Raw genomic sequence first — 23,202 nt, forward strand, 5'->3', positions numbered from 1 at the left:
ACCAAGGCCAGAGGAGGTTCCCATGGCAACGACGGTTACGAGCAAGGGCCAAGTGACGATTCCGAAACGAGTCCGCGACTATTTGGGCATTCAGCCCGGCAGTCAGATCGATTTCCGTCGTAGTGCCGATGGCGGCGTGGTGATCGAGAAAGCCGATGGGCCTCGGCCGCCCAGCAGGTTTGCCAAGGCGCGCGGGTCGGCTGGGCCGGGCATGACGACCGATGAGTTGATGGCTCTCTTGCGTGGCGAACCGGAATGACGCTCGTCGATTCGAATGTCCTCCTGGATGTCATCACCGACGGTGAGGTATGGGCGGACTGGGCGCAAGAACAGCTCGAACAAGCAGCTTCCTCCGGGCCGCTTGTCATCAATGACGTCATCTATTCCGAGATATCGACACGGTACGCGACGGTCGAAGGCGTGGACGCGATGCTCCGCAATTTGGACATCGACTTGGCGACGATCCCGCGCGCCGCTCTCTTTCTCGCTGGCAAAGCTTACCTGCGGTACCGCAGCGCCGGGGGGCTTCGTACTGGCGTGCTGGCGGATTTCTTCATTGGCGCTCACGCCGCTGTCGAACAGCTACCGCTTCTGACACGCGATGCAAAGCGCTACCGAACCTATTTCCCCACGCTCGAGCTGATCACACCAGAACGCGAACAATAGCCCCAGCGTCCGACCGCCCCCGGGCAGCAAGCACTTTTCGGGCGAGGCGAGCACAAAAAGAAAGGGGCTCCAACTTGCGCTGGAGCCCCTCAACGGTCAGGGCATTGCCGGGTATGTGCCCGAACCGGAGTTGTGGATGCGACCCTGGAAGGATCGCACCCCGGGAGAACTTACATGTTGTAGGCGCGCTCGGTGTGCTCGGTGACGTCGAGGCCTTCACGCTCGGTCTCGACGTTGACGCGCAGCCCGACGATCACATCGACGACCTTGAACAGGATTGCCGAGCCGATGCCCGACCACACCAGCGTGGTGCAGACGCCCCACAGCTGCGAGGTCATCTGGGCGACGAAGTCGTAGTCGGCGATCTTGCCGGCGACGTAATCCATGACGCCGGTGCCGCCAAGCGCCGGATTCACCAGGATGCCGGTGCCGAGCGCGCCGACGATGCCACCGACGCAGTGGACCCCGAACACGTCGAGCGAGTCGTCATAGCCGAGCGAGTTCTTCACCACCGTGCAGAAGAACAGGCAGACGACGCCGACCACGAGACCGAGCACGATCGCGCCCATCGGACCAGCAAAGCCGGCCGCAGGCGTGACCGCCACGAGACCCGCCACCGCGCCCGACAACGCGCCGAGCACGGAAGGGTGGCCTTTGACGATCCATTCCGCGAACATCCAGGCCATCGCCGCCGCTGCGGTCGCAACGAAGGAGTTGGTCATGGCAAGTGCGGCGCCGCCAGAGGCTTCGAGGTTCGATCCGGCGTTAAAGCCGAACCAGCCGACCCAGAGCAGCGAAGCGCCGATCATGGTCATGGTCAGCGAGTGCGGAGCCATCAGCTCCTTGCCGTAGCCGACGCGCTTGCCGATCAGGAGCGCACCGACCAGACCGGCGATACCGGCATTGATGTGCACCACGGTGCCACCGGCAAAGTCGATCGCGCCCTTCTTGAAGATCCAGCCGGCATCGGCGTTGATCTCGTCGAGCTTGGCCTGCGCCGCGGTCTTCGCCGCACCGTCAGTCGCTGCGGCAAGCGCCTTGGCTGCGTCCGTGATCAAGTCCGGTCCCGGCCAATACCAAACCATGTGTGCGATCGGGAGGTAGATCAGTGTGACCCAGAGCGGAACAAACAGGGCAATCGCGGCGAACTTCATGCGTTCGGCGAAGGCGCCGACGATGAGGGCGGGGGTGATTGCCGCGAACGTCATCTGGAAGCAGATATAGATAAGCTCGGAGATGTTGGCGTCGACACTGAAGGTCGCCGCTTTCGAATCGGTCGTCACGCCCATCAGGAAGGCCTTCGAGAAGCCGCCGATGAAGTCGGAACCGCCGGTGAAGGCGAGGCTGTAGCCGTAGAGCGCCCAGAGCAGGACGACGATGCAGACGGTATAGAAAACCTGCATCAGTACCGAGAGCATGTTCTTGGAACGGACGAGACCGCCGTAGAACAGAGCGAGGCCGGGGATCGTCATCAACAGCACCAGCACTGTCGACGTCAGCATCCAGGCGTTGTCACCCTTGTTGACGGTTGGCTCGGCGTAAGCAGCGGTCGCGGCGAACAGGCCGACTGCGAGGGCCGCCAGTCCCGCGCCATGGGGACGTTTGAACGTCATTTGAATTTACTCCTAAGTGGTAAGGTTTGTGCGCGAAATCAGAGGGCCGCGGCATCTGCCTCGCCGGTGCGGATGCGGACCGCGTGGTCGAGGTTGATGACGAAGATCTTGCCGTCGCCGATCTGTCCGGTTTTGGCGGCCGATGTGATGGCGTCGATGGTTTTGTCGACCTGGTCCGAAGCGACCGCGACCTCGATCTTGATCTTGGGCAGGAAGCTCACGGCGTATTCGGCGCCACGATAGATTTCCGTATGGCCCTTCTGGCGGCCATAACCTTTGACTTCCGTCACCGTGAGACCGTGAACGCCAATGGCGGTCAGGGCGTCCCGGACTTCTTCGAGTTTGAATGGCTTGATGATCGCCATAACAATTTTCATGGGTCTTGGTCCCCGCTTGGGCCCGGGTCAGCGGACCGGGCGTTCTCGACTGAGGTTCACCACGCGGAGATGTTCACTACGCGGGCACAGCCGGGACCAATAGAATCAAATGCCGTGCCAGATCGCGATCGTGCCCTAACAGATTATGAATCCGGACCTTTTCGCCGTTTGCGGGAATTGCACCTTCCTGCGCCATTCCGTCGCGCCCAAAGCTTAGTCAGGCCTGCTCAAATCATGAGCAGGGCCCGACTGCCGGCGCAATCGTGCTCAGTAGCAGGGCAAGAAAACGGTAATAAGGTGGGTGGCCTATTGCAGGGCTTCGCCGTGCTGCGAGATGTCGAGGCCTTCCAGCTCCTGCTGCAACGATACCCGCAGGGGCGCGAACACGCCCACTAGCTTGAGCAGGAGAAAGGTAATGCCGCCAGACCAGACGAGGGTAACCGCGACGCCATAAAGCTGGGTCAGTACCTGCTGAGCATTGCCCTCGATCAGGCCGGCAGTGCCCCCGATCGCGTTCACCGCGAAGACCCCGGCGAGCAATGTGCCGGTCAATCCGCCAATGCCGTGAACGCCGAACACGTCGAGCGAGTCGTCATACTTGAGGCGCTGCTTGAGCCACGTGCAGGCCCAGAAGCAGAGGGTTCCCGCGACGACGCCGATCAAGACGCCATGCCACGGCGCAACGAATCCGGAGGCTGGCGTGATTGTGCCGAGGCCCGCAATCGCGCCCGATATCATGCCGAGTACCGACGGTTTGCGCCGCGTCGCCCATTCGATCGCTCCCCATGTCAGCGCGCCGGCACAGGCGGCCAGATGGGTCGCGGTGATCGCCATGACCGCACGCGAATTCGCGGCCAGCGCCGAGCCGCCGTTGAAGCCGAACCAGCCAACCCACAACAATCCGGTGCCGATCACGGCCAGCGACAGATCAAACGGCGCGAGATTCTCGCTGCCATAGCCGTGACGCCGGCCAATTACCGTCGCGGCAACCAGTCCGCCAACACCGGCGGAAAGATGCACGACGAGGCCGCCGGCGAAATCCAGCACGCCCATGGTGGCAAGGAAACCGCCGCCCCATACCCAGTGCGCAAGCGGCACATAGACGAACATGAACCAGCCGACAGAGAACAGGAGATAGGCCGAGAAACGCATCCGGTCGGCCACCGCGCCCGCCACCAGCGCCACCGTGATGATCGCAAACGTCATCTGGTACAGCATGAAAAGCGCTTCCGGAATCGTCTTCGCCGCCGGATTGACGCTTTCCATCGTCATGCCGATCAGAAACCAGCGATCGAGCGTGCCGATCCAGGCGCCGTCGCCGACGAAGGCGAGCGAGTAGCCGAAGGCCACCCAGAGAATCGAGATGATCGCGACGGCGGCGAGGCTCTGCGCCATGGTCGCCAGCACGTTCTTCTTGCGCACCATGCCGGAATAGAACAGCGCCAGGCCCGGTATCGTCATCATCAGCACCAGCGCGGTGGCGACGATCATCCACGCGGTGTCGGCGGCACTGATGCTGGACGTCTCGGCTTGCGCCGGCGTGATGACTGCGAAGCTCGCCGCAAGAGTAATGAGCGCAGCATTGCCTGCTGCACGATACGATGCTGCCCCCATAAAATTCCCCCGGCCTGTTGTCGTTTCGTTGCCGTTTCTTGGCTTCGCGCGTTCAGCTTCGTTGCTGCCGCGCCTTCAATTCCGTGATGTCTCAGAGCGCGTCGCTATCGGTCTCGCCGGTGCGGATTCTCAGCGCATGATCGATCGGCGTGACGAAGATCTTGCCGTCGCCGATCTGCCCGGTACGCGCGTTCGCGGTAATGACCTCGACCGCCTTCTCCGCAACATCCGAGGCGACCGCGATTTCAATTCGGAGCTTGGGCAGGAAGTTCACGACATATTCGGCGCCGCGATAGATTTCGGTGTGGCCCTTCTGGCGGCCGTAGCCCTTGACCTCCGTCACCGTCATGCCGTGGACGCCGATGGCCGTCAGCGCCTGACGTACCTCGTCAAGCTTGAAAGGTTTGATGATCGCGACGACGAGCTTCATGGTCAGGCCTTCATTTCTCTGGGGTATTTTCTTGAGCACGCGACAGGCTGTGTGCCCCGACGGCGGACCGCCGACGCAAATCTGGCATCTTTCTGGGCAAATGGCACAAAAAAGTTGCAGGTAGAAGGGGAAAACATTTCGAGCTGGTGACCTCGATCACTGTACAGGCACCTGTACCGTCCGCCAAAATGCGGTTTCACCCCCAGCCGCCCGCCGGCTACCTCCATTTTCCACGGCTCAAGGAAATAAAATGTCGAACCGATCGTGGTTTTATGCAGCCAACGGCCAGCAACAGGGCCCTTATCCGGAGGGCCAGCTTCGTGACCTCATTACCCGCGGCATGGTCGGGGCGGATACGCTGGTCTGGACCGAGGGAATGTCGGGCTGGCAGCGGGCAGGAGAAATTCCGGGGATGATCCCCGGCGGATCAGGCCCGCCCTCTTTCGCGCAACCCGGTGGCCCAGCTAAGGCTGCAGGTGGAGGTTACGGCGGCGGTGCGCTGTCGATCGATGTCGGCCTGTGGGAGCTCCTCGGGCGCAGCCTTGTGTTCATCATCGGCATGGTGCTGGTGATTCCGGCGCCTTGGGTTGCGACATGGTTCTATCGCTGGATCTTTTCCCGGCTTTACGTGCCGGGCCGACCAAACGTCGCCTTCGACGGCCAGCCGCTCGACATCTGGTACGTCTTCATTGCGATCGGCATTCTGACCTATGTGGGCTCGGCCGACCTCTATTACCTGCAATACCTCTCGATTCCGATACAGGCCGTGCTGTCCTGGATGGTCATTCGCTGGGTTGCTTCGAATCTGAGCTCCAACGGCCAGCCACTTCCGATCGCCTTCAACGGCAGCGCGTTGGGCTATGTCGGCTGGCATGTCCTGTTGTATGTGTCCTTCATTACCATCGTCGGCTGGGCCTGGGTGGTCACGGCTTGGATGCGCTGGATCGGCCGCAACATCGACGGCACGCATCGCGAGGTCATCTTCACCGCGTCCGGACTGGAAGTGTTGTGGCGAACCCTCGTGTTTGTGATCGCCTGCATCTTTATCATTCCGATCCCGTGGATGTTGGCCTGGTACGCGCGCTGGTACGCGTCGCAATTCGCGCTGGCCGAGCGCGGAACGCTGGCGAACGCCTAACGCGCCCGCCCCCTCACTTGCGCTGGCGCACCGAGCCTTCCTGGGCGACCGACGCCACCAGTGTGCCGTCCGGCTTGAAGATCAGGCCGCGGGTCAATCCGCGGCCGTCCTGCGCGCTCGGCGAATCCTGCGCGTAGAGCAACCATTCGTCGGCGCGGAACGGCCGGTGAAACCACATCGCGTGGTCGAGGCTCGCCGGCATCATGCGCTTGTCAAACAGCGTACGGCCGTAGCGCGCCATCACTGCGTCGAGCAGCGAGAAGTCCGATGCATAGGCCAGTGCGCACATGTGCAGAGCCGGATCGTCGGGCAACTTGGCCGCGGTGCGGATCCAGACATGGATGCGCCCGTCGTCGATCTTCTGGCCGAAATAGCGGCCGAGCTCGACCGGACGCAGTTCGATCGGCCGGTCGGATTCGTAATAGCGGCGGATGAATTCCGGCATCTCCCGGAACATCGGCTGTTTTGCCACTTCCTCCGCCGTGAGTTTCTCCGGGGGCGGCACATCAGGCATCTTGTCCTGATGATTGAACTCACCTTCCTCCTCGGCATGAAAAGAAACCATGATGGAAAAGATCGCATTGCCGTGCTGGATCGCGGTGACGCGCCTTGTCGAGTAGCTCTTGCCGTCGCGCAGCCGCTCGACCTCGTAGATGATCGGAATCTGCGGATCGCCGGGCAGGATGAAATAGCAATGGATGGAATGCGGCAGGCGGCCTTCGACAGTGCGACATGCCGCGACCATGGCCTGCCCGATCACCTGTCCGCCGAACACCCGCTGCCAGCTGGTCTTCGGGCTGTTGCCGCGGAACAGGTTCACCTCGAGCGGCTCCAGATCGAGAATGGAAATCAGGTCAATCAGGCCTTTGGACATGGTGGTGCTTTCAATTCGTGGAGGCGCCGTCATTCCGGGGCGCCTCGAAGAGGCGAACCCGGAATCCCGTGCCAAACCTCTGGATTCCGGGTTCGCGCTAGCGCGCGTCCCGGAATGACGGTCTGGTTAAGGACCTTGTTTCTCGGCCCTGTTTCGCCCAGCTATTATCAGGTAGCAAGTCTGGTCTGAGGGCGTAACCAGGTACGGATCGCATGGCGACACAGCGAAGTATTGTCATCTGCGGCGGCGCCTTTGCAGGGCTGGCGCTGGCGCTGGCGCTCCGCCAGGGCCTTGGCGCGGAGATTCCCGTCGTCGTCGCCGATCCCGCACTCGGGGTGCGGCCGAGCCGCGATCCACGCGCGACCGCCATTGTGGCCGCCTGCCGGCGGCTTTTCGAGACGCTCGGCGTCTGGAATCAGGTGTCGGATTCGCAAGCCATCCTCGACATGGTCGTCACCGATTCCAGGTTGGATGACGCGACGCGCCCGGTGTTCCTGACGTTTGCCGGAGATGTCGAGCCCGGCGAGCCGTTTGCCCACATGGTCGACAATCGCCGGCTGATCGATGCGCTGGTAGAGCGCGCCGAGGCCGAAGGCATCGATCTCCAGGCTACCGCCGTTTCGACCTACGATTCACGTTCCGATGGCGTCACGGTGACGCTCGCCGACGGCGCTGTCATCGAGGCAAGCCTGCTGGTCGCCGCCGACGGCGCGCGCTCAAGACTGCGCGAGCGCGCCGGCATTGCCACCCATGGCTGGGACTACGATCAATCCGGCATCGTCGTCACTGTCGGCCATGAGCGGGATCATCACGGCCGCGCCGAAGAGCATTTTCTTCCGGCGGGTCCGTTCGCGATCCTGCCGCTGAGCGGAAAGCGCTCGTCGCTGGTGTGGACCGAGACCCGAAGCGAAGCCACGCGCATCACCGCGCTTGGCGAAGCCGAATTCCACGATGAGCTCGAGAAGCGCTTCGGGTTGCATCTCGGCGAGATCAAGGCGCTCGACAAGCCGCGCGCGTTTCCGCTCGGCTATTTCGTCGCGCGCTCATTCGTCGCCGAGCGGCTAGCGCTGGTCGGCGACGCCGCGCATGTGATTCATCCGATCGCGGGGCAGGGGCTCAACATGGGCCTGAAGGACGTCGCGGCGCTGGCCGAAGTCGTGGTCGACGCGGCGCGGCTCGGCATTGATCCCGGGCAGGCCGATGTCCTCGACCGCTACCAGCGCTGGCGGCGGTTCGACACCATGGCGATGGGAGTTGCGACCAACTCGCTGAATTTTCTGTTCTCGAACGAATCGACGCTGTTGCGCACCGTGCGCGATATCGGCCTCGGCCTCGTCGATCGCGCGCCGCCGCTGAAGAATTTGTTCATCCGCCAGGCGGCGGGATTGTCGGGCGAGGTGCCGCGGCTGTTGAAGGGCGAGGCGCTGTAGTTTCTCTTGTCGTAGCCCGCATGCAGCGAAGCGAAATCCGGGAACGCGCGAGTTGAAAGACCCCGGATTGCGCTACGCTCCATCCGGGCTACGGAGACGTCTGCTATCACTCGATCTTCCGCGCCTCTTCCGGCAGCATGATCGGGATGCCGTCGCGGATCGGATAGGCGAGCTTGGCGGAACGCGAAATCAATTCCTGCCGGCTCGAATCGAATTCGAGCGGACCCTTGGTCACCGGACAGACCAGGATCTCCAGCAACTTTGGATCGACGGTGCCGTCGAGGCGTTCGGGCGGGGCTGTCATTTGCTGTCTCCAGATAGGCGTAGTCCTTAGCATACCAAATCGCGAGGTGTCATGACGCTGACATCCGTACCAATTCGTCGACCACGGCCTGTTGTCGTGCCTTCGGCAATGGCTGATCCGACAGCGCAAAGCCGAGAAATGCCCAATACAGGATTTGCGCCCGGGCGCGGGCCACATCCGTCGACAATCCGGATTGCATCAGAAGACCTTCGACATAGCCGAGCCGGCGCCGGTCGATCGCCTGCACGGCGGCGCGGGCGGCGGGATCGACGCTCGCCCAGGTGCGGACCGCCCGTTCCAGCATCAGCCGTTCGCCGAACACGCGGCGCAGCAGCAGCGCGAGCGGGTTCTCGTCCTTCGAGGTCGCCTCGACATCGGCGATGATCTGCTCGGCCGCGACCTCATGCCAACGCGCCAGGACGGCGGCATGGAACGCGCCGATATCGGCGAAATGCCAATAGAAGCTGCCGCGCGACACTCCCATCGTCTTGGCCAAAGGTTCCGCTTTCAGCGCCGTGAAGCCATGGGTCGCCAACGTCTTCAGGCCCTGATCGAGCCAGTCGTTTGCCGATAGTTGATCGCTCATGCCGGGTTCCGCGAACACCATACACCACTGTATTGACAAGCACCAGAATGCGCCGCATAACCATACAGTGCTGTATGGAGACGTTATCGATGCGCGATCTCATTCTGCAATGCGCCGGCGTTGCCGGCATAGCGGTGGCCTTGATTCACGGCGTGCTCGGGGAAACCAAGGTGTTCGCCAGGGCGACCATTCAGCCCGAAAGCCTGCGCACCCTCATCCGCCTGGTATGGCAGGCGGGTACGGTGGCCTGGATCGGCGGCGGCGTACTGCTGATTGCCGCGCCCTCGTTTGGATCGGAGAGCGCGCGGCATTGGATCGTCGCAACGATCGTCGCGGTCTACGCTTTTGCCGCCGCCGCCAATGCGTGGTGGTCGCGCGGCCGCGGCTTCGGCTGGAAAGCCCTTGGCGCCGTCGTCGTGCTCGCGGTGGCGGGGTACTAGAGGGTTACTGCAGCCCTGTGTCGCCGCTGGTGCGCTTCTTGGCGAGGTCCATTTCGGTCACCGCGATCAGGATCTCGGCGCGGGTTTTCAGGTCGGGCGCCTCCAGCATCGCCTGCTTCTCCGCCGGACCATAGGGCGACATCATCGCGAGCGCGTTGACCAGCGCCTCGTTCGGCGCGCTCTCGATACCTTCCCAATCCACCTTCAGATTGTTGGCCGTGAGAAAATCGTTCAGCACGTCGAGCAGCGCCGTGCGGTCGACTTCCTCCTCGCCTTTGCGCGCGACGAAATCGTCAGCATAGGGGAAGAAATCCACCTTGCATTGCCGGTACGAAGTCAGTGCTGCGATTTCCTCGACTACCTTGAAGCGGGCGACCCCGGTCAATTCAAGGATGTAACGGCCGTCGCCGGATTCGGCGAGCTGGGTAATGCGGCCGACGCAACCGACTTGGAACAGCGCCGGCCTGGCCTCGTCTATGGTGTGGGAAATGTCCGGCTGGATCATCCCGATCAGCCGGTAGCCGTCGCGTAGCGCGTCATCCACCATCGCCAGATAGCGTGGCTCGAAAATATTGAGCGGCATCTGGCCGCGCGGCAGCAACAGCGCGCCCGGCAACGGAAACACCGGAATGATTTCGGGAAGCTCGCCGGGTCCGCGGTATTCGGCATTGATCGGCATCTGCAGTCCCGGTCAGTTCGTTGGCTTGGCGTGTGTTCTCTTCACAAAACCATGGTCCACGCGTGTGGAGTAGCCCTACGAGAAAAGGATCGTCGACAACCGCTTGCGTCCCTCGACAGTTGCTTCGTCAGCGCCGCCCCACGCCTCGAAGAACTGCACGAGCTGCTTGCGCGCGCCGTCGTCGTTCCACTTGCGGTCGCGCTTGACGATTTCCAGCAACTGGTTGGTTGCCTCCGTGCGCTTGCCGAGCGCATTGAGCGCGGTCGCCAGGTCGAATCGCGCCTGATGGTCGAGCGGGTTTGCGGCGACCTTTTGTTCGAGCTCGGTCACCGGGCCGACCGACCGCGCCTGCTCGGCAAGGTCGATCGAGGCCTGCACCGCCTTGACGGCGGCATCATTGCGCTTCGATTCCGGCACCATCGCAAGGGTCTGCTTGGCCTGTTCGACCGCACCCGTCGTCACGTAGCACTTCGCCAGTCCCGCGAGCGCCGCGATATTGGTGGCATCGAAGCCGAGCACCTCGGCATAGATCTGGGCTGCGGCGGCAGGGTCGCCTTCCGCCAGCACAGCCTCGGCCTCTTGCAGGATTTCCGCGATGTTGGGTTCGCCCGGCGCCGTCATACCCTTGGTGAGTTTGTCGATGAAGGCGTTGACCTGGCTCTCCGGCACGGCGCCCATGAAACCATCGGCGGGTTGGCCGCCCACGAAAGCGATCACCGCCGGGATCGACTGAATGCCCATCTGGCCCGGAATGGCCGGATGCTCGTCGATATTCATCTTGACCAGTTTGACCTTACCCTTGGCGGCCCGAACCGCCTTTTCCAGCACCGGTGTGAGCTGACGGCAGGGACCGCACCAAGGCGCCCAGAAGTCGATCAGCACCGGCTGCCGCTTCGATTCCTCGATGACATCCTTCACGAAGGTCTGGGTGGTCGTCTCCTTGATCAGATCGGGTGCTGCCTGCGGCGCCGGGCCGCCGCCCTGCTCAACTATCGTCACGGTATCCTCGCCTGGTGTCTCGAAAAGGAACGCAGAATATCGGCTGCGGGTCCGGCTGGTTTCTAGCACGGTCCGGACCCAAGTTCTCGTTCGCTAGATGGCGGCTTGGCCGCAAAAATCAATTGGTTCCGACTTTGCCGCTCTCTGCCAACTATGCCGACCGTGGAACATGTAGGAATGAAGGGGTGCGTCCGCTCCGGCCGGCGTTCTGAAACGGCTGGTCGGGCGGAGGGCCAGCCGCCGCGAACCGGGCGATCGCGCGCCGACAGATGATTTCTGGTTCCCGGCGATGGCCCGAAGGCCGACAAATTCCATTTTGGCGTTGTTTCGGACGGATTCGAGCCTATTGTTAAAGAAATCGGATTATCCGGAAAAGCTTCGGACCGTGTGCGGACTGTTGCATTCGCAGCCCGCATTTGGCATAGGTCTGCCGTTGACGGCGAGCGATCGCCGCCATCTCGGATGCGGGTGTAGCTCAGTGGTAGAGCACGACCTTGCCAAGGTCGGGGTCGAGGGTTCGAGCCCCTTCGCCCGCTCCAGATTTCTAAAATCGGCAAACACTGGATCCCAACGACAGCCGCCATTTGGCGGCCGTTCGTTTGCGGTGCGGGGCAAACCGGATGCGCCCTCGGCAGGCTCACCTCGGAATGCGGTAGACCCAGATCCTGGCCTTGCCTGAGTTCACCCCGCCAAACAGGCCTGGGAAGATGCCGCTGACCGGCTGGTTCAGATAGACGAACAATTGCCCGTCCCGGGTCGCCCTGAATTTCTCTTCGATACGGCCGTTCGTCGGCTCGCCATCGATGAAGTTCTCCTCATTGCCGGTCTCGCCGTAGCGCAGGATAACGTGGCCAAAGGGCCGGTCGAGCGTTCGCTTGAGCGGATAAGCTGCCGCCAGTAAAGCGAATCGGCCCAGTGGAACGGTCGGATCGGTCACACCGTCCTTCTTCCAGTTGGGAAGGAATGCGCGCAGCGGCATTCCACCCGGGCCCGAAGGCGTGCCGAGAAACGACCAGTCGCCATCTTTCTCCAGGATGAACTGATAATGTCCGCGTCTCTCGAGCATGACGCCCGCGGGCGTGCAGAGGTTGGCGGTATTGAATGCGGCGAGATCGATCCCGCGGCACGCCGCCGACGTGCAGGTGCTAGGGAAGCTTCCGTCAGACGCCCGCTTGCACAGCTTCATATCGTCGGGGTCGCACACCTCTAGCGTGATTGGCTTTTCCGCTGGCTGGCAGACGTGGCCAAGGCTGTCGCGGATGTTGAAAAGATAGTGGCTGGCGAAAGCCATGCCGCCGACCAGGAAGAAAACCGCAAAGAATGCTGGCGCGACCTTGAGTTTGATGTTGGTGAGCAGTCGCCGGTAGGCGTCCTTCAGTCTGAAGCGCGCGATTGTCCTGTCGCGGAGCAACATGGTGACCAGGATGGCAACGGCGAAGAACTGGAAATAGGGATGGGTTATCCGGTCGATGAAGGTCTGCGGCGAGGCAGACAGCTTTGGCAAGCTGTAGCCGGTCCAGCCCGGTAGCGGATAGAGCGCGACAACAAGCAGGCCAGCCAGCACGACCATTTGCGATGTGCTCAGGCCGAACCTGGGTTTGGATTCGCCGCGGTGCAGGTCGACTTTTGCAAGGCTCACCCGCCACGCGCGGCGCATCTGGTCGGTGATGCGGTCCTTAAGGCTGGCGCTCAACCATAGCAGCAGTGCGACAAGGCTGGCGCACAGCACAAACCAGAGCGGCTCCCTCGCATAGGCATTGATCCAGCGTGAGGCCGCGCCCGGCAAGGCGAGCCCGACCATCCGAATGAGGTCGGAGAGCGGCCGCAACGGCGTGGTGAATTCGGCGGCGGCCGGCGCGGTGGATGTAAGCGGATAGGTCAGCAAATAGAGCGACGCGATGACGGTCAGGAAATAGATGATGCGTCGCCGCCAGATCGAACTTCCGACGACGTGCTCCTGGGTCAACTCACGCTGACGAGCGGTGGCCAGGCTCTCATATTTCGGTCTGCCCGACGGAACGGTCAGCTTGTCGGGGGCGACGATCCTCTCGTCGTAAGTCAATATTTCATAGACCGGCGGCAGTGAGACCGGTGCATAGAGATGCGCATCGACGGAGATCCGGTCGAATACGCTTTCATGGATCTTCGGCATTGCGATCTTCACGCAATCGCGCTTGTCGTCTGAGAATTTCGTATCCGACAGCGCGGCTACGCTCCGTGGCCCGTAGCGGTAGTAACCTCCGAGCCCGTTGCGGGAATCGTAGATGCGGCCGTCCTTGTCCTGGGTCGACCGCACCCGCGTAAAGGCGTCGGGGTCGGCTCCCGGCGCTGCCTTCAAGGTCAGCCCGCGGCTGCGCGCCTCTGATAACATCCAGGTCAGCGACACATGGGCGAGCGAGTCGTCCGGATATCCGCCACCGACATTGGAATGCACGCCGGCGAACCAGACCTGCGTGATCCGTTCCGAACTGGTCTTCCGGGTGCCGGTGACAACGGTCTCCGGACTCTCGTCCCACAGCAGCGGATGAAACGTGGTGCGCTCATCGTCGAGCGAAAGCGCGTGACACGCCTTTCGCACCAACGGATGAAGCTGCCGGTCCGGCAGTTCGAGCGGCCAGAGATAGCGGCTGACGCCGCGGGTCATTTCGTCGATGGGCAGGCCGTAGGCGGCGACAGTATCCCAAAGCCCGAGAAAGCCGATGTGATCGACCGGGCGCTCGTTCTTGTCGTGCTTGGCTGATACGAACAGGTTGCGCAGCTTTCGAAATGCCCATTCGACCTGAAACTGCGACTTGAACGTCTCTGCCCGGTGCGCCCGGTAGGCCGCGGCGGCCTTTCGATCAAGCTCTTCTTCGGTCTGGTACTTCACCAGGCCCTGTTCGCAAATTAGTCCGTTGACTACGCGGATGGTGAAGGCGCCCCGGCTGAATCCAAATGCAAAGATGTCGTCGCTCTGCCAGGGGCCGTATCTCTCCTCGCGATCCTCGGCCTTCGCAGCGGCAGCCTCAAGCGCCAGATAGTCCAGATGCGAGCGGTAGTTGCGGCAGGCAAATTTGTAGATGTCGAGCACGTTCCGCTTCAGCCCGAAACCGAAGGCGCCGCCCAGGATCGCAAACGGCTTGAAGGAGGAGGTGCCGACCCCGTCGTCGTAGAACGCAATCTGTTGCGAACTCGTCAGGTCCAGCGATTCGAAAACGCGCCAGACATTGGTGCGCCAGACCTTGCCGGCGGAATTGCCGGTGCCGTCCGAGAGCAGGATGATCCGCTTGTTGGCCATACGGACGCTCGCTCAAACCCGGCGGAGGGGGAGACAGACATTTTGTCAGGACGGGATTCTCTCACGGATTCATCCACTCCCGTATGAAATGGGCCACAATTGCGTTGTTCGTTTATCACTCGAGGTCACTTGGGCCGACATGCACGCGATTACTTGATGTGGAACGCCGCCCACTCGTGCGTCTTGCAGCAGAGAGGCGCGTAAGCTCAATACGAATATTGCGATGCAGCGCGCGCAAAAGCGGATTGAACGCGCGGCTTGGCAATCCGTCTCACAATTTGCCTTGGTCGGACAGAGCCGCGCCGCACGCGCTTCTCTCGGGCAGCGGATGTGCTACCATTTTTCAGTCTGTCCTACTTCACCAGACCAAATTCGCCTCTCGAACTTTGAAAATAGTAACAGGCGCAGCCGCCAGGCTGCATAGGGGAGCGACGTGATGAAATCGGCTTTCAATCGATCTATTCTTGCGCTCGCAGCCATCCTCGTTGTCGCGGGGATCAGCCAGGCCAGCGCGCAACAGAAGGTCCTGAAGAAATACGAGTCCGGCACCAAGGATTTCTGGACTAACCCGCCACCGGACTGGTTCCTCGGTGATGAGACCGAGGAGCAAAAGGGTCTCGCTCCGCCGTCGGGGCCGCCGACCGGCGCCTCGGACGCGGAATTGGCGGCCATGATGAAGAAGATCAAGCTGCCGGACGGCTTCAAGATCGAAGTCTATGCATCAAATGTATTGTCAGCGCGGCAGATGGCCTGGGGCGACAAGGGCACGCTGTTCGTCGGCTCGTTCGACCTCGGCAATGTCTATGCGATCAAGGACAATGGCGGCAAGAAAGAGGTCAAGACCATTCTCAAGGGCCTCAAGATGCCGACCGGCCTCGCCTTTCTCGACGGCGCGCTCTACGTCATCGCGGTCGACAAGCTGATCAAATATGAAAATGCCGAGGCCAATCTCGACAACCTCGGCGCCGGCAAGGTGGTGTATGACGACATGCCGTCCTACATCGCCCACGGTTGGAAATACATCACCGTCGACAAGGATGGCTGGTTCTATCTGCCGTTCGGACCTCCCTTCAACATCGGCATTCCGCCGACCAGCCTTTCGCAGATCCGCCGCGTCGATCCCAAGACCGGCAATGCCGAGATCTGGGCGCTCGGCGTCCGGAACAGCGTCGGCGGCGACATCGATCCACGCAGCGGGCGATACTGGTTTACGGAGAACGCCCGTGACTGGATCAGTGACGACATGCCGAGCGACAAGCTCAACATGATCTCCAGGATCGGCGAGCATTTCGGCTATCCCTATTGCCACCAGGGTGATATGCCGGACCCGAAATTCGCGATGGGTCACAAGTGTTCGGAATTCACGCCGCCCGTGGTAAATCTGGGTGCGCACGTCGCGCCGCTCGGCATGAAGTTCTATACCGGCGATCAATTCCCGGCCGAGTACAAGAACAATATTCTGATCGCCGAACACGGCTCCTGGAATCGGCATAAGTATCAGGGCGCACGGATCAAGCGCGTCATCGTCGATGCCGACGGCAAGAACGCCAAGCAGGAACTCTTTGCCTCCGGTTGGCTCGAAGGCGACCAGGGCTATCTCGGCCGTCCGAACGATATCTTGCTGGACAAGGACGGCTCGATCCTGGTGTCCGACGATTGGGCCGGTGCGATCTATCGCATCAGCTACACCAAGAAGTAGGATTTGACGTGGCCGAGGCTGCGGTTTGCCCGGGGAACGGGTGGCCGCAGCCTTTGTTGTTTGATGCACAGGGCGGAGAGTAGTTGAAAATGCGAAGTGCATTGATGGGGTCGCTGCTGGCGCTCATGATTTGCGTGCCGCTCGCCCACGCCGCCGATATCGCCGCCGGCAAGGCGAAAGCCGAGCTGTGCGTCGGCTGTCATGGCGAGGGCGGCATTTCGCAGATCGAGAACATTCCCTCGCTGGCGGCGCAGCCTGATCAATTCATCCAGTGGCAGCTCGTGTTCTTTCGTGCCGGCACTCGCAAGAACGAGCAGATGCAGCCGATCGTCGAACAGCTCAGCAATGAGGATATTCGCAACCTCGGCGCCTACTACGCTTCGCTCGAACCCCCGAAAGCGCCCAAGCCTGACGAAAACCCCGATCTCTCCAAAAAGGGCGCGCAGGCGGCCGCCGGCCGGCGCTGCGCCTCGTGCCACACCGATAGCTACGCCGGCACCAAGGGGGTCGCCCGCGTCGCCGGCCAGCGCGAGGAATATCTGGTAAAGGCGCTTCGCGAGTACAAATCAGGAGAGCGATCCGGCGGCGCGATGGCTGCGATGACGGATGTCGCCTATTCCCTCAGCGAGGAAGAGATCGAGGCGCTCGCGCACTATCTCGCGTATCTCTGACGCGGCGTAGCCCGGGTGGAGCCAACGGGTCGCGCGAATGCGCGCCCGATGACAGGCTCCGCGCAACCCGGGTTAACTCGAACAACGCGAACGAACGTCCCCGGATTACGCTGCGCTTCATCCGGGCTACGGGTCCAACTAGCCCCGCTGCTTCTCATATGCCTTCAGATGCGTATAGGCGATGCGCAGCTTCGGCACCGGGATCTTCGCCGCGTCGGCGCGCGCGACGAGATCGCCGATCACATGATCGGCCTCCACCGGCAGTCCCGCCTTGATGTCGCGGAACATCGAGGCGGTCATCGGCGAGCCCTCGGTGGTCAACAAGCCGCTGGTGCGCTGGAAGAATGGTCCGCTCGGCTCGTAGCCCGACGCCTTTGCAATCGCGCTGCATTCATCGAGCATGCCGAGCAGAAAATCCTTGCCGCCGGCGACCGCCAGGATGTTGCCGACCGAGGCGCGCATCAGGCAGGTCGAGGCCGCCAGCGAAGCGAGGAAAACCCACTTCTCCCACATGTCCTGCATGATGTGTTCGCTGGCCACGGCACCGAATTTGCCGCTTTCGAACACTTTTGCAATCGCACGCACCCGCTCGGACATCGAGCCGTCGCGCTCGCCGAAATTGAGCGACTGCAGCGGCGCGAGCTGGACCACTTCGCGGGCCTCGTTGAGCGTCACCGCGATCGCGCAGAGACCGCCGAGCACGCGGTCGGCGCCGAATTTCTTGTCCAGCACCTTGAGGTGCAGCATGCCGTTGAGCAGCGGGATGATTGCGGTTTGCGGCCCGACCGCAGGAGCAAAAGACTTGATCGCATCTTCCAGGTCGAAGGCCTTGCAGCTCAACAGCACAACCTCGAATGCCTCGGTGAGCTTGTCGGCCTGCACGGTCGGCGGGCTGTTGAGCGTCACGTCGCCGGCGGGACTCCTGATGACAAGACCTGCGCTTGCGAGCTCGGAAGCGCGCTTCGGCCGCACCAGGAACGTCACGTCGTTTCCTGCCTGAAGCAGCCTGCCGCCGAAATAGCCGCCGATGGCGCCGGCGCCGACCACGAGAATACGCATGGATCAACTTTCCTTTTTTGATTTTGGAATGGGCAAATTGCGAGTAGCCAACGGCGAGTAGGAAGATGCCGGCTGCAATCTACTCCCAACTATTCGCTATTCGCCACTCACCATTCGCCTACCATGTGGTCTGATCGGGGCGGCTATTTACCCGAAATCATTTCCTCGACTTCGCGAAGCTGCTCCTTGCCGAAGAAGATTTCCTTGCCGACGAAGAACGTCGGCGAGCCGAACGCGCCACGCTCGACCGCGTCTTGCGTATTCTCGATCAGTTTGGCCTTTACATCCGCATCCTGCGATCGCGCCAGCAGCCTGGCGGCATCGAGCCCGGACGAGGCCAGCGCCTTGGCCGCGACCTCGGGGTCATCCATCTTCTTTGGCTCGACCCACATGTGGTGGAAGGCAGCATCTACATATTTCTCGAACACGCCCTCGAACTGGGCCGCCACCGCCGCGCGCATCAGGTTCAGCGTATTGACCGGGAAGAACGGGTTCCAGACGTAGGGCTTGACCCCAAAGCGCTTCACGAAGCGCTCGGTTTCCAGCGCGTGGAATTCGCGCTTGTTCTTGATGCCGGCGAGCGTTTCGGCGGGCGACTTGTTGTTGGTGGCCTTGAAGATGCCGCCGAGCAGGATCGGGACGTATTCGAACTTCACGCCGGTGCGCTTTTCGATCGCCGGGATCGCTTCATGGGCGAGGAAGGCGTTAGGGCTGCCGAAATCGAACAGGAATTGCGGATTTGAGCTCACGGCGTCTCCTTGGATGTTTTGGCGCATTGTGGCGCAAGGCAGTCGGCGCGTCCACAGTATCATGATGATCGTAATATTCTGGAAGGCGGGGCAGGCGAGAGGTGTTGGAAGTTTCGGCTGAAGGCCGATCGCGCCTATGGCTCGGCGCGATCGCTGAAGGCGAGCTTGACGACGTGGTCGCGGATATCGTCGGGCCAGCCGGCGACGAGAGCGACGAAGCGCCGCCGGTCGTCGGCGAACAACGCCCGCGAGGCTTCCTCGAAGCCGGCGAGATTGCCGGCCATCACGGACATGAAGCGATCGGCGGCGTCCCTTGCCGCGCGGGCGCGATCCGCATCGCCATTGGCGCGGCGCGCCTCGTCGACGAGCTTGCGCAGCGCGACCGACGCTCCGCCGGGCTGCGCCCCGAGCCATTCCCAATGGCGCGGCAACAGCGTCACCTCGCGCGCGACCACGCCGAGCTTGGGCCGCCCCCGTCCGCGCGGCTCAGTCGCCGCAGCCTCATCGGCTTCGACATCCGGAGGCGAGGCCGGTTGCGGCAGGCGGGCAATAACGTCGCCCTCGGTCCCGCGAAGGTCGAGATCGATCGGCTGGCCAGTCGCGTCGCTGAATATGATGATCGGCAGCACCGCAGGCCTGCGGGAAGCCTGCATGACCGCCAGCGCGACTTCGGCGAGCGGGCCGGCTGCCAGGCGTTGCGGGCCGATGAAGGCTGTGAACAGGGGGCGGGACGTGTCGGCCATTCGAGGTACTCTGGATTTTCTACGGCATATTTACCCGGGTAGATTAACCGTGTCAATATCGCCCGGGTAAATATGGAGACTTGGCTCAAGCCCATCTCGACTTTCCATTCCCCGGCTGGCACCAACGCCACGCCAACCTTGGGGGGACGCCATGCTGACGGTTCATCATCTCAACAACTCGCGCTCCCAGCGCGTGCTCTGGCTTCTCGAAGAGCTCGGCGTCGCTTACGAGATCGTCCGGTATCAGCGCCAGCCGGACATGCGCGCGCCGAAGGAACTGCGCGCCATTCACCCGCTCGGCAAATCGCCCGTTATTACCGACAAGGGCAATACGATCGCCGAATCCGGCGCGATCTGCGAATACATCGTCGGCACCTATGGCAACGGCCGGCTGATCCCGCCGCCGAACACGCCGGAGCGGCTGCGCTACACCTATTGGCTGCACTATGCGGAAGGCTCCGCGATGTCGCCGCTGCTTCTGAAGCTGCTGTTCACGCTGATGCCGAAGCGCGCGCCCGCGCTGCTGCGGCCGCTGGTGCGCAAGGTCTCCAATACGGCGCTGACCACCCTGGTCAATCCGCAACTCAAGCAGCACATGGATTATTGGGAGAGCGAGCTCGGTAAGAGCGAATGGTTCGCGGGTAACGAATTCACCGCCGCCGATATCCAGATGAGCTTTCCCCTGGAAGCCGCCGCGGCGCGCGGCGGGCTGGAGCAGGGCCATCCCAAAGCGATGGCGTTTCTCGAACGCATCCACGCGCGGCCGGCCTATGCGCGCGCCCTCGAGAAGGGCGGGCCGTATGTGGTTGGGCGCTGACCGCTTCACGGCTGCTCCTCCAGGCGCCTATCGCGACGTCTGCGCCGCCCCAACCGAGGGCAGCGCCTGCACGGTGACGCCGGGCGGCGGCACGTCGTCGTCGGGAACGAAGAAATCCGACATCAGCGCCACGGACCGGTCGACGCGGTAGTGCTCGAAATCCCTGACGCCGGAGGCGTACAGCACCTTGTCGTCGATGCAGAACTGCCCGGTGAATTCCCGCGCCGGCCTGGTCAGGATCGCGTGCGCGGCATCGCCCATAATCTCGGGCGTGCGGCTGGCGCGCATCATCGCTTCGCCGCCGAGCAGGTTGCCGACCGCGGCGGTGGCGATGGTGGTGCGCGGCCATAGCGCGTTGACGGCGACGCCGGCGGATTTCAACTCGCCTGACAGGCCCAGCACGCACATGCTCATGCCGAATTTTGCCATCGTATAGGCGGTCGAATGCTCGAACCATTTCGTCTTCATGTCGAGCGGCGGCGACAGCATCAAGATGTGCGGGTTTTCCGCCTTCTTCAGGTGCGGAATGCAGTATTTCGACACCATGAACGTGCCGCGGGTATTGATCCCCATCATCAGGTCGAACCGCTTCATGTCGGTTGCTTGCGAGTTGGTCAGGCTGATGGCGCTGGCGTTGTTGACGCAGATATCGATGCCGCCGAATTCGGCGACGGTCTGCTCGATCGCCGCGATCACCTGCGCCTCGTCGCGGATGTCGCACAGCACCGGCAACGCCTTGCCGCCGGCGGCGCGAATTTCTTCCGCCGCGGTGTAGATCGTGCCCTTGAGTTTCGGATGCGGCTCAGCGGTCTTCGCCGCAATCGCGACATTGGCGCCATCACGCGCGGCGCGAAGCGCAATCGCCAGCCCAATGCCGCGGCTGGCGCCCGAGATGAACAACGTCTTGCCTTTGAGGGATGTCATGACGAGAGCCTCCAGTTATGGACGCACGAACGAACGGCTCCCTCCCCCCTTGCGGGGGAGGGTTGGGGAGAGGGGTAGCCACACACTCGGACGGCAGACACGACGCGACCCTGTATCAATAACGTCGCGAAGCGATCGGCGAAGCCGAGAGCCTTGTCCATGCTATGCGTCGAGCAGCGGAGCAAGTGGTACCCCTCTCCCTAACCCTCCCCCGCAAGGGGGGAGGGAACCCTTCTACTCGTGCGTCCCTTACAATCTACGTCCCTCACGAGTGTGCCTCATTATCCCAACGCTTACTGCCCCACCGCCGCCGCGCCTCTCGTCCGCGGATCGGGGGCGCCGAGCAGGCCGCTGGGCGTGACGGCGATCGAATTGGCCGAGGTCTGGCCGAGCGGCTCGATCACTTGATGGCCCTTCTCCTTTAGCGCATCCAGCGTTTCCTGCGGGAAGCCGCGCTCCACGCGCACCACATCCGGCATCCATTGATGGTGCAGCCGGGGTGCAGCCACGGCGGCGGCGACGTCCATCTTGTAATCGAGCACGTCGACCACGACCTGCAGCACGGCTGAAATGATGCGGCTGCCGCCCGGCGAACCCGTCACCAGCACCGGCTTGCCGTCCTTCAGCACGATGGTTGGCGACATCGACGACAGCGGCCTTTTGCCGGGGCCCGGCAAATTTGCTTCGAAGCCGACCAGGCCGAATGCGTTCGCCGCGCCGGGTGCTGCGGTGAAGTCGTCGAGTTCGTTGTTGAGCAGCACGCCGGTGCCATCGGCGACGAGGCCGACGCCATAGGAAAAATTCAGCGTATAGGTGTTGCTGACGGCATTGCCGCCGGAGTCGACGACGGAATAATGAGTGGTGTTGCTGCCCTCGCGCGGCGGGCTCACGGACAACGCGTCAGCGGGCGTAGCGCGCGCAAGGTCGATGCTGGCGCGTTGCTTTGCCGCGTGGTCCTTCGCGATCAGGAGATTCGCCGGCGCGTTGACGAAGGCGGGATCGCCGAGATACCGCGCCCGGTCGGCGTAAGCGCGCTTCATGGCCTCGATCATGAGATGCAGCGAAGGTGCGGAGCCTTGCTTCATGTCCGCCATCGGAAACCCTTCGAGAATGTTCAGCGCCTCCAGTAGCACCGTGCCACCGGACGAGGGCAGCGGCATCGACACGATATCGTAGCCGTGATAGTTTCCGCGCACGGGCTTGCGGATCACGGCCTCGTAGGATTTGAGATCATCTGCCGTCATGATGCCGCCGGCATCGCGCACGGCTTTTGCCAGCCGTTCGGCGACCGGCCCCGCATAAAATCCGCGCGGTCCCTGCTCGGCAATCGCCGACAGCGTTGCCGCGAGATCGGCCTGAACCAGGCGGTCGCCCTCTCGCAGCGCCGTGCCATCGTCGCGGGAGAACGCCTTGGCCGAGTTCGGCCAGCGCGCCATCCGGCGATACATGTCCGGCAGCGTGTCGGCGGTGTCGTCGGCGATCACGAAACCGTCTCGTGCGAGCTCGATGGCGGGCTTGAGGATTTGCGCGAGCGTGAAGCGGCCGGAGCCGTACTTCTCCAGCGCCAGCGCCAATCCGGCCACCGTGCCGGGCACGCCGATACCGAGCGCGGAATTGCGCGACTTGTCGGTATCGGGCTTGCCATCCGGTCCCAGAAACATATCGCGCGTGGTTGCGGCCGGTGCGGTCTCGCGATAGTCGATGGCGACGTCCTCATTGCGCTCGGCCGAATGGATCACCATGAAGCCGCCGCCGCCGATGTTTCCGGCGCGCGGATACGTGACGGCAAGCGCAAAGCCGGTGGCGACCGCGGCATCAACCGCATTGCCGCCCCGCCGGAGAATGTCGGCGCCGACTTCTGCCGCGATCCTTTCCTGGGCGACCACCATGCCGTGCTCGGCTGGAATGGAGCGAACGGCGGAGAGGTCCGAGGGCGAATAAGAGCGGCGTTCCTGCGCAAAGGCGGTCGCGCCGAAGGCAAATATCAGCGCGATTGCGGCAATCGCCTTGCGCCGGCTGATTGGAAAGATCGTCATCGAAAATCCGCCGCAGTTTGAGCCTGTGTGGCGCGTGGGCAACAGCGCCAGCGTTGGTGACGCATGCTATATGGGTT

23 protein-coding genes and 1 tRNA gene are annotated in these 23,202 nt (G+C 62.6%); 9 read left to right on the top strand and 15 right to left on the bottom strand.

The features are described from left to right. The first annotated feature begins 22 nt into the window (after positions 1-22). Both RX328_RS01075 and RX328_RS01080 read left to right on the top strand, forming a co-directional pair. On the top strand, positions 23-259 hold the full coding sequence (locus RX328_RS01075) for an AbrB/MazE/SpoVT family DNA-binding domain-containing protein (RefSeq protein WP_213250600.1): 237 nt from the start codon (positions 23-25) through the stop codon (positions 257-259). Further along, positions 256-666: a type II toxin-antitoxin system VapC family toxin gene (locus RX328_RS01080; RefSeq protein ID WP_213250602.1), complete on the top strand. Its 411-nt coding sequence runs from the start codon at positions 256-258 to the stop codon at positions 664-666. The genes RX328_RS01075 and RX328_RS01080 overlap by 4 nt, the downstream gene beginning before the upstream one ends. 170 nt (positions 667-836) lie before the next feature. Here RX328_RS01080 and RX328_RS01085 read toward each other — a convergent pair whose 3' ends face one another. The 4 genes from RX328_RS01085 to RX328_RS01100 form a co-directional block, all read right to left on the bottom strand. Then, positions 837-2,279, bottom strand: coding sequence for an ammonium transporter (locus RX328_RS01085; protein ID WP_213250604.1), 1,443 nt, complete (start codon positions 2,277-2,279; stop codon positions 837-839). 38 nt (positions 2,280-2,317) lie between these two features. After that, on the bottom strand, positions 2,318-2,656 hold the full coding sequence (locus tag RX328_RS01090) for a P-II family nitrogen regulator (protein WP_008142813.1): 339 nt from the start codon (positions 2,654-2,656) through the stop codon (positions 2,318-2,320). Between the two features lie 306 nt (positions 2,657-2,962). Beyond that, a complete protein-coding gene (locus RX328_RS01095) occupies positions 2,963-4,270 on the bottom strand; it encodes an ammonium transporter (protein ID WP_213250606.1) in 1,308 nt (435 codons plus the stop codon). A gap of 91 nt (positions 4,271-4,361) precedes the next feature. Next, positions 4,362-4,700, bottom strand: coding sequence for a P-II family nitrogen regulator (locus tag RX328_RS01100; protein ID WP_108520132.1), 339 nt, complete (start codon positions 4,698-4,700; stop codon positions 4,362-4,364). A 250-nt stretch (positions 4,701-4,950) separates the two neighbouring features. Between RX328_RS01100 and RX328_RS01105 the strand changes: the two genes are divergently transcribed. Next, entirely contained in the window at positions 4,951-5,838 is an 888-nt protein-coding gene (locus RX328_RS01105) for a DUF4339 domain-containing protein (RefSeq protein ID WP_213250609.1), read from the top strand. A gap of 13 nt (positions 5,839-5,851) precedes the next feature. Here RX328_RS01105 and tesB read toward each other — a convergent pair whose 3' ends face one another. Beyond that, positions 5,852-6,712 (bottom strand): acyl-CoA thioesterase II, encoded by an 861-nt coding sequence (tesB, locus tag RX328_RS01110; RefSeq protein ID WP_213250612.1) that lies wholly within the window; start codon positions 6,710-6,712, stop codon positions 5,852-5,854. Positions 6,713-6,924: 212 nt separating this feature from the next. Between tesB and RX328_RS01115 the strand changes: the two genes are divergently transcribed. Then, complete coding sequence (locus RX328_RS01115) at positions 6,925-8,142, top strand: ubiquinone biosynthesis hydroxylase (RefSeq protein ID WP_213250614.1); 1,218 nt, start codon at positions 6,925-6,927, stop codon at positions 8,140-8,142. Between the two features lie 106 nt (positions 8,143-8,248). Here RX328_RS01115 and RX328_RS01120 read toward each other — a convergent pair whose 3' ends face one another. Beyond that, positions 8,249-8,446: a Trm112 family protein gene (locus RX328_RS01120; protein ID WP_213250617.1), complete on the bottom strand. Its 198-nt coding sequence runs from the start codon at positions 8,444-8,446 to the stop codon at positions 8,249-8,251. Between the two features lie 49 nt (positions 8,447-8,495). Next, positions 8,496-9,032: a TetR/AcrR family transcriptional regulator gene (locus RX328_RS01125; RefSeq protein WP_213250620.1), complete on the bottom strand. Its 537-nt coding sequence runs from the start codon at positions 9,030-9,032 to the stop codon at positions 8,496-8,498. Positions 9,033-9,121: 89 nt separating this feature from the next. Between RX328_RS01125 and RX328_RS01130 the strand changes: the two genes are divergently transcribed. Then, on the top strand, positions 9,122-9,472 hold the full coding sequence (locus RX328_RS01130; RefSeq protein WP_213250623.1) for a hypothetical protein: 351 nt from the start codon (positions 9,122-9,124) through the stop codon (positions 9,470-9,472). A 4-nt stretch (positions 9,473-9,476) separates the two neighbouring features. Here the strand turns inward: RX328_RS01130 and RX328_RS01135 are convergent, their stop codons facing one another. Next, the gene (locus RX328_RS01135) at positions 9,477-10,151 is read right to left on the bottom strand and encodes an LON peptidase substrate-binding domain-containing protein (protein WP_213250626.1); all 675 of its coding nucleotides are present in this window, start codon (positions 10,149-10,151) and stop codon (positions 9,477-9,479) included. Positions 10,152-10,226: 75 nt separating this feature from the next. Then, complete coding sequence (gene trxA, locus RX328_RS01140; protein WP_213250629.1) at positions 10,227-11,150, bottom strand: thioredoxin; 924 nt, start codon at positions 11,148-11,150, stop codon at positions 10,227-10,229. 464 nt (positions 11,151-11,614) lie between these two features. Between trxA and RX328_RS01145 the strand changes: the two genes are divergently transcribed. Beyond that, positions 11,615-11,689, top strand: a tRNA-Gly gene (locus RX328_RS01145). Positions 11,690-11,787: 98 nt separating this feature from the next. Here the strand turns inward: RX328_RS01145 and RX328_RS01150 are convergent. Next, positions 11,788-14,427, bottom strand: coding sequence for a DUF2235 domain-containing protein (locus RX328_RS01150; protein ID WP_213250632.1), 2,640 nt, complete (start codon positions 14,425-14,427; stop codon positions 11,788-11,790). 436 nt (positions 14,428-14,863) lie between these two features. Between RX328_RS01150 and RX328_RS01155 the strand changes: the two genes are divergently transcribed. Then, positions 14,864-16,126, top strand: coding sequence for a PQQ-dependent sugar dehydrogenase (locus RX328_RS01155; RefSeq protein WP_213250635.1), 1,263 nt, complete (start codon positions 14,864-14,866; stop codon positions 16,124-16,126). Positions 16,127-16,215: 89 nt separating this feature from the next. After that, positions 16,216-16,797, top strand: a complete 582-nt coding sequence (locus RX328_RS01160) for a c-type cytochrome (protein ID WP_213250637.1) — start codon at positions 16,216-16,218, stop codon at positions 16,795-16,797. Between the two features lie 138 nt (positions 16,798-16,935). Here RX328_RS01160 and panE read toward each other — a convergent pair whose 3' ends face one another. The 3 genes from panE to RX328_RS01175 form a co-directional block, all read right to left on the bottom strand. Continuing rightward, positions 16,936-17,856, bottom strand: coding sequence for a 2-dehydropantoate 2-reductase (gene panE, locus RX328_RS01165; RefSeq protein WP_213250639.1), 921 nt, complete (start codon positions 17,854-17,856; stop codon positions 16,936-16,938). Positions 17,857-17,999: 143 nt separating this feature from the next. Beyond that, positions 18,000-18,605 carry a 2-hydroxychromene-2-carboxylate isomerase gene (locus RX328_RS01170; protein ID WP_312017986.1) on the bottom strand — a complete coding sequence of 202 codons (606 nt, stop codon included), beginning with the start codon at positions 18,603-18,605 and terminating at the stop codon, positions 18,000-18,002. Between the two features lie 134 nt (positions 18,606-18,739). Next, positions 18,740-19,348 carry a DUF2239 family protein gene (locus tag RX328_RS01175; protein WP_213250644.1) on the bottom strand — a complete coding sequence of 203 codons (609 nt, stop codon included), beginning with the start codon at positions 19,346-19,348 and terminating at the stop codon, positions 18,740-18,742. Positions 19,349-19,499: 151 nt separating this feature from the next. Between RX328_RS01175 and RX328_RS01180 the strand changes: the two genes are divergently transcribed. After that, positions 19,500-20,165, top strand: a complete 666-nt coding sequence (locus tag RX328_RS01180; protein WP_213250647.1) for a glutathione S-transferase family protein — start codon at positions 19,500-19,502, stop codon at positions 20,163-20,165. A gap of 27 nt (positions 20,166-20,192) precedes the next feature. On the opposite strand, the gene RX328_RS01185 is transcribed toward RX328_RS01180, so the two are convergent. Continuing rightward, complete coding sequence (locus RX328_RS01185; RefSeq protein ID WP_213250650.1) at positions 20,193-21,089, bottom strand: SDR family oxidoreductase; 897 nt, start codon at positions 21,087-21,089, stop codon at positions 20,193-20,195. Between the two features lie 293 nt (positions 21,090-21,382). Continuing rightward, positions 21,383-23,125 carry a gamma-glutamyltransferase gene (gene ggt, locus RX328_RS01190; protein ID WP_213250653.1) on the bottom strand — a complete coding sequence of 581 codons (1,743 nt, stop codon included), beginning with the start codon at positions 23,123-23,125 and terminating at the stop codon, positions 21,383-21,385. Between the last annotated feature and the right edge of the window lie 77 nt (positions 23,126-23,202).

It is taken from the genome of Bradyrhizobium sp. sBnM-33 (genome assembly GCF_032917945.1).
Classification (GTDB): domain Bacteria; phylum Pseudomonadota; class Alphaproteobacteria; order Rhizobiales; family Xanthobacteraceae; genus Bradyrhizobium.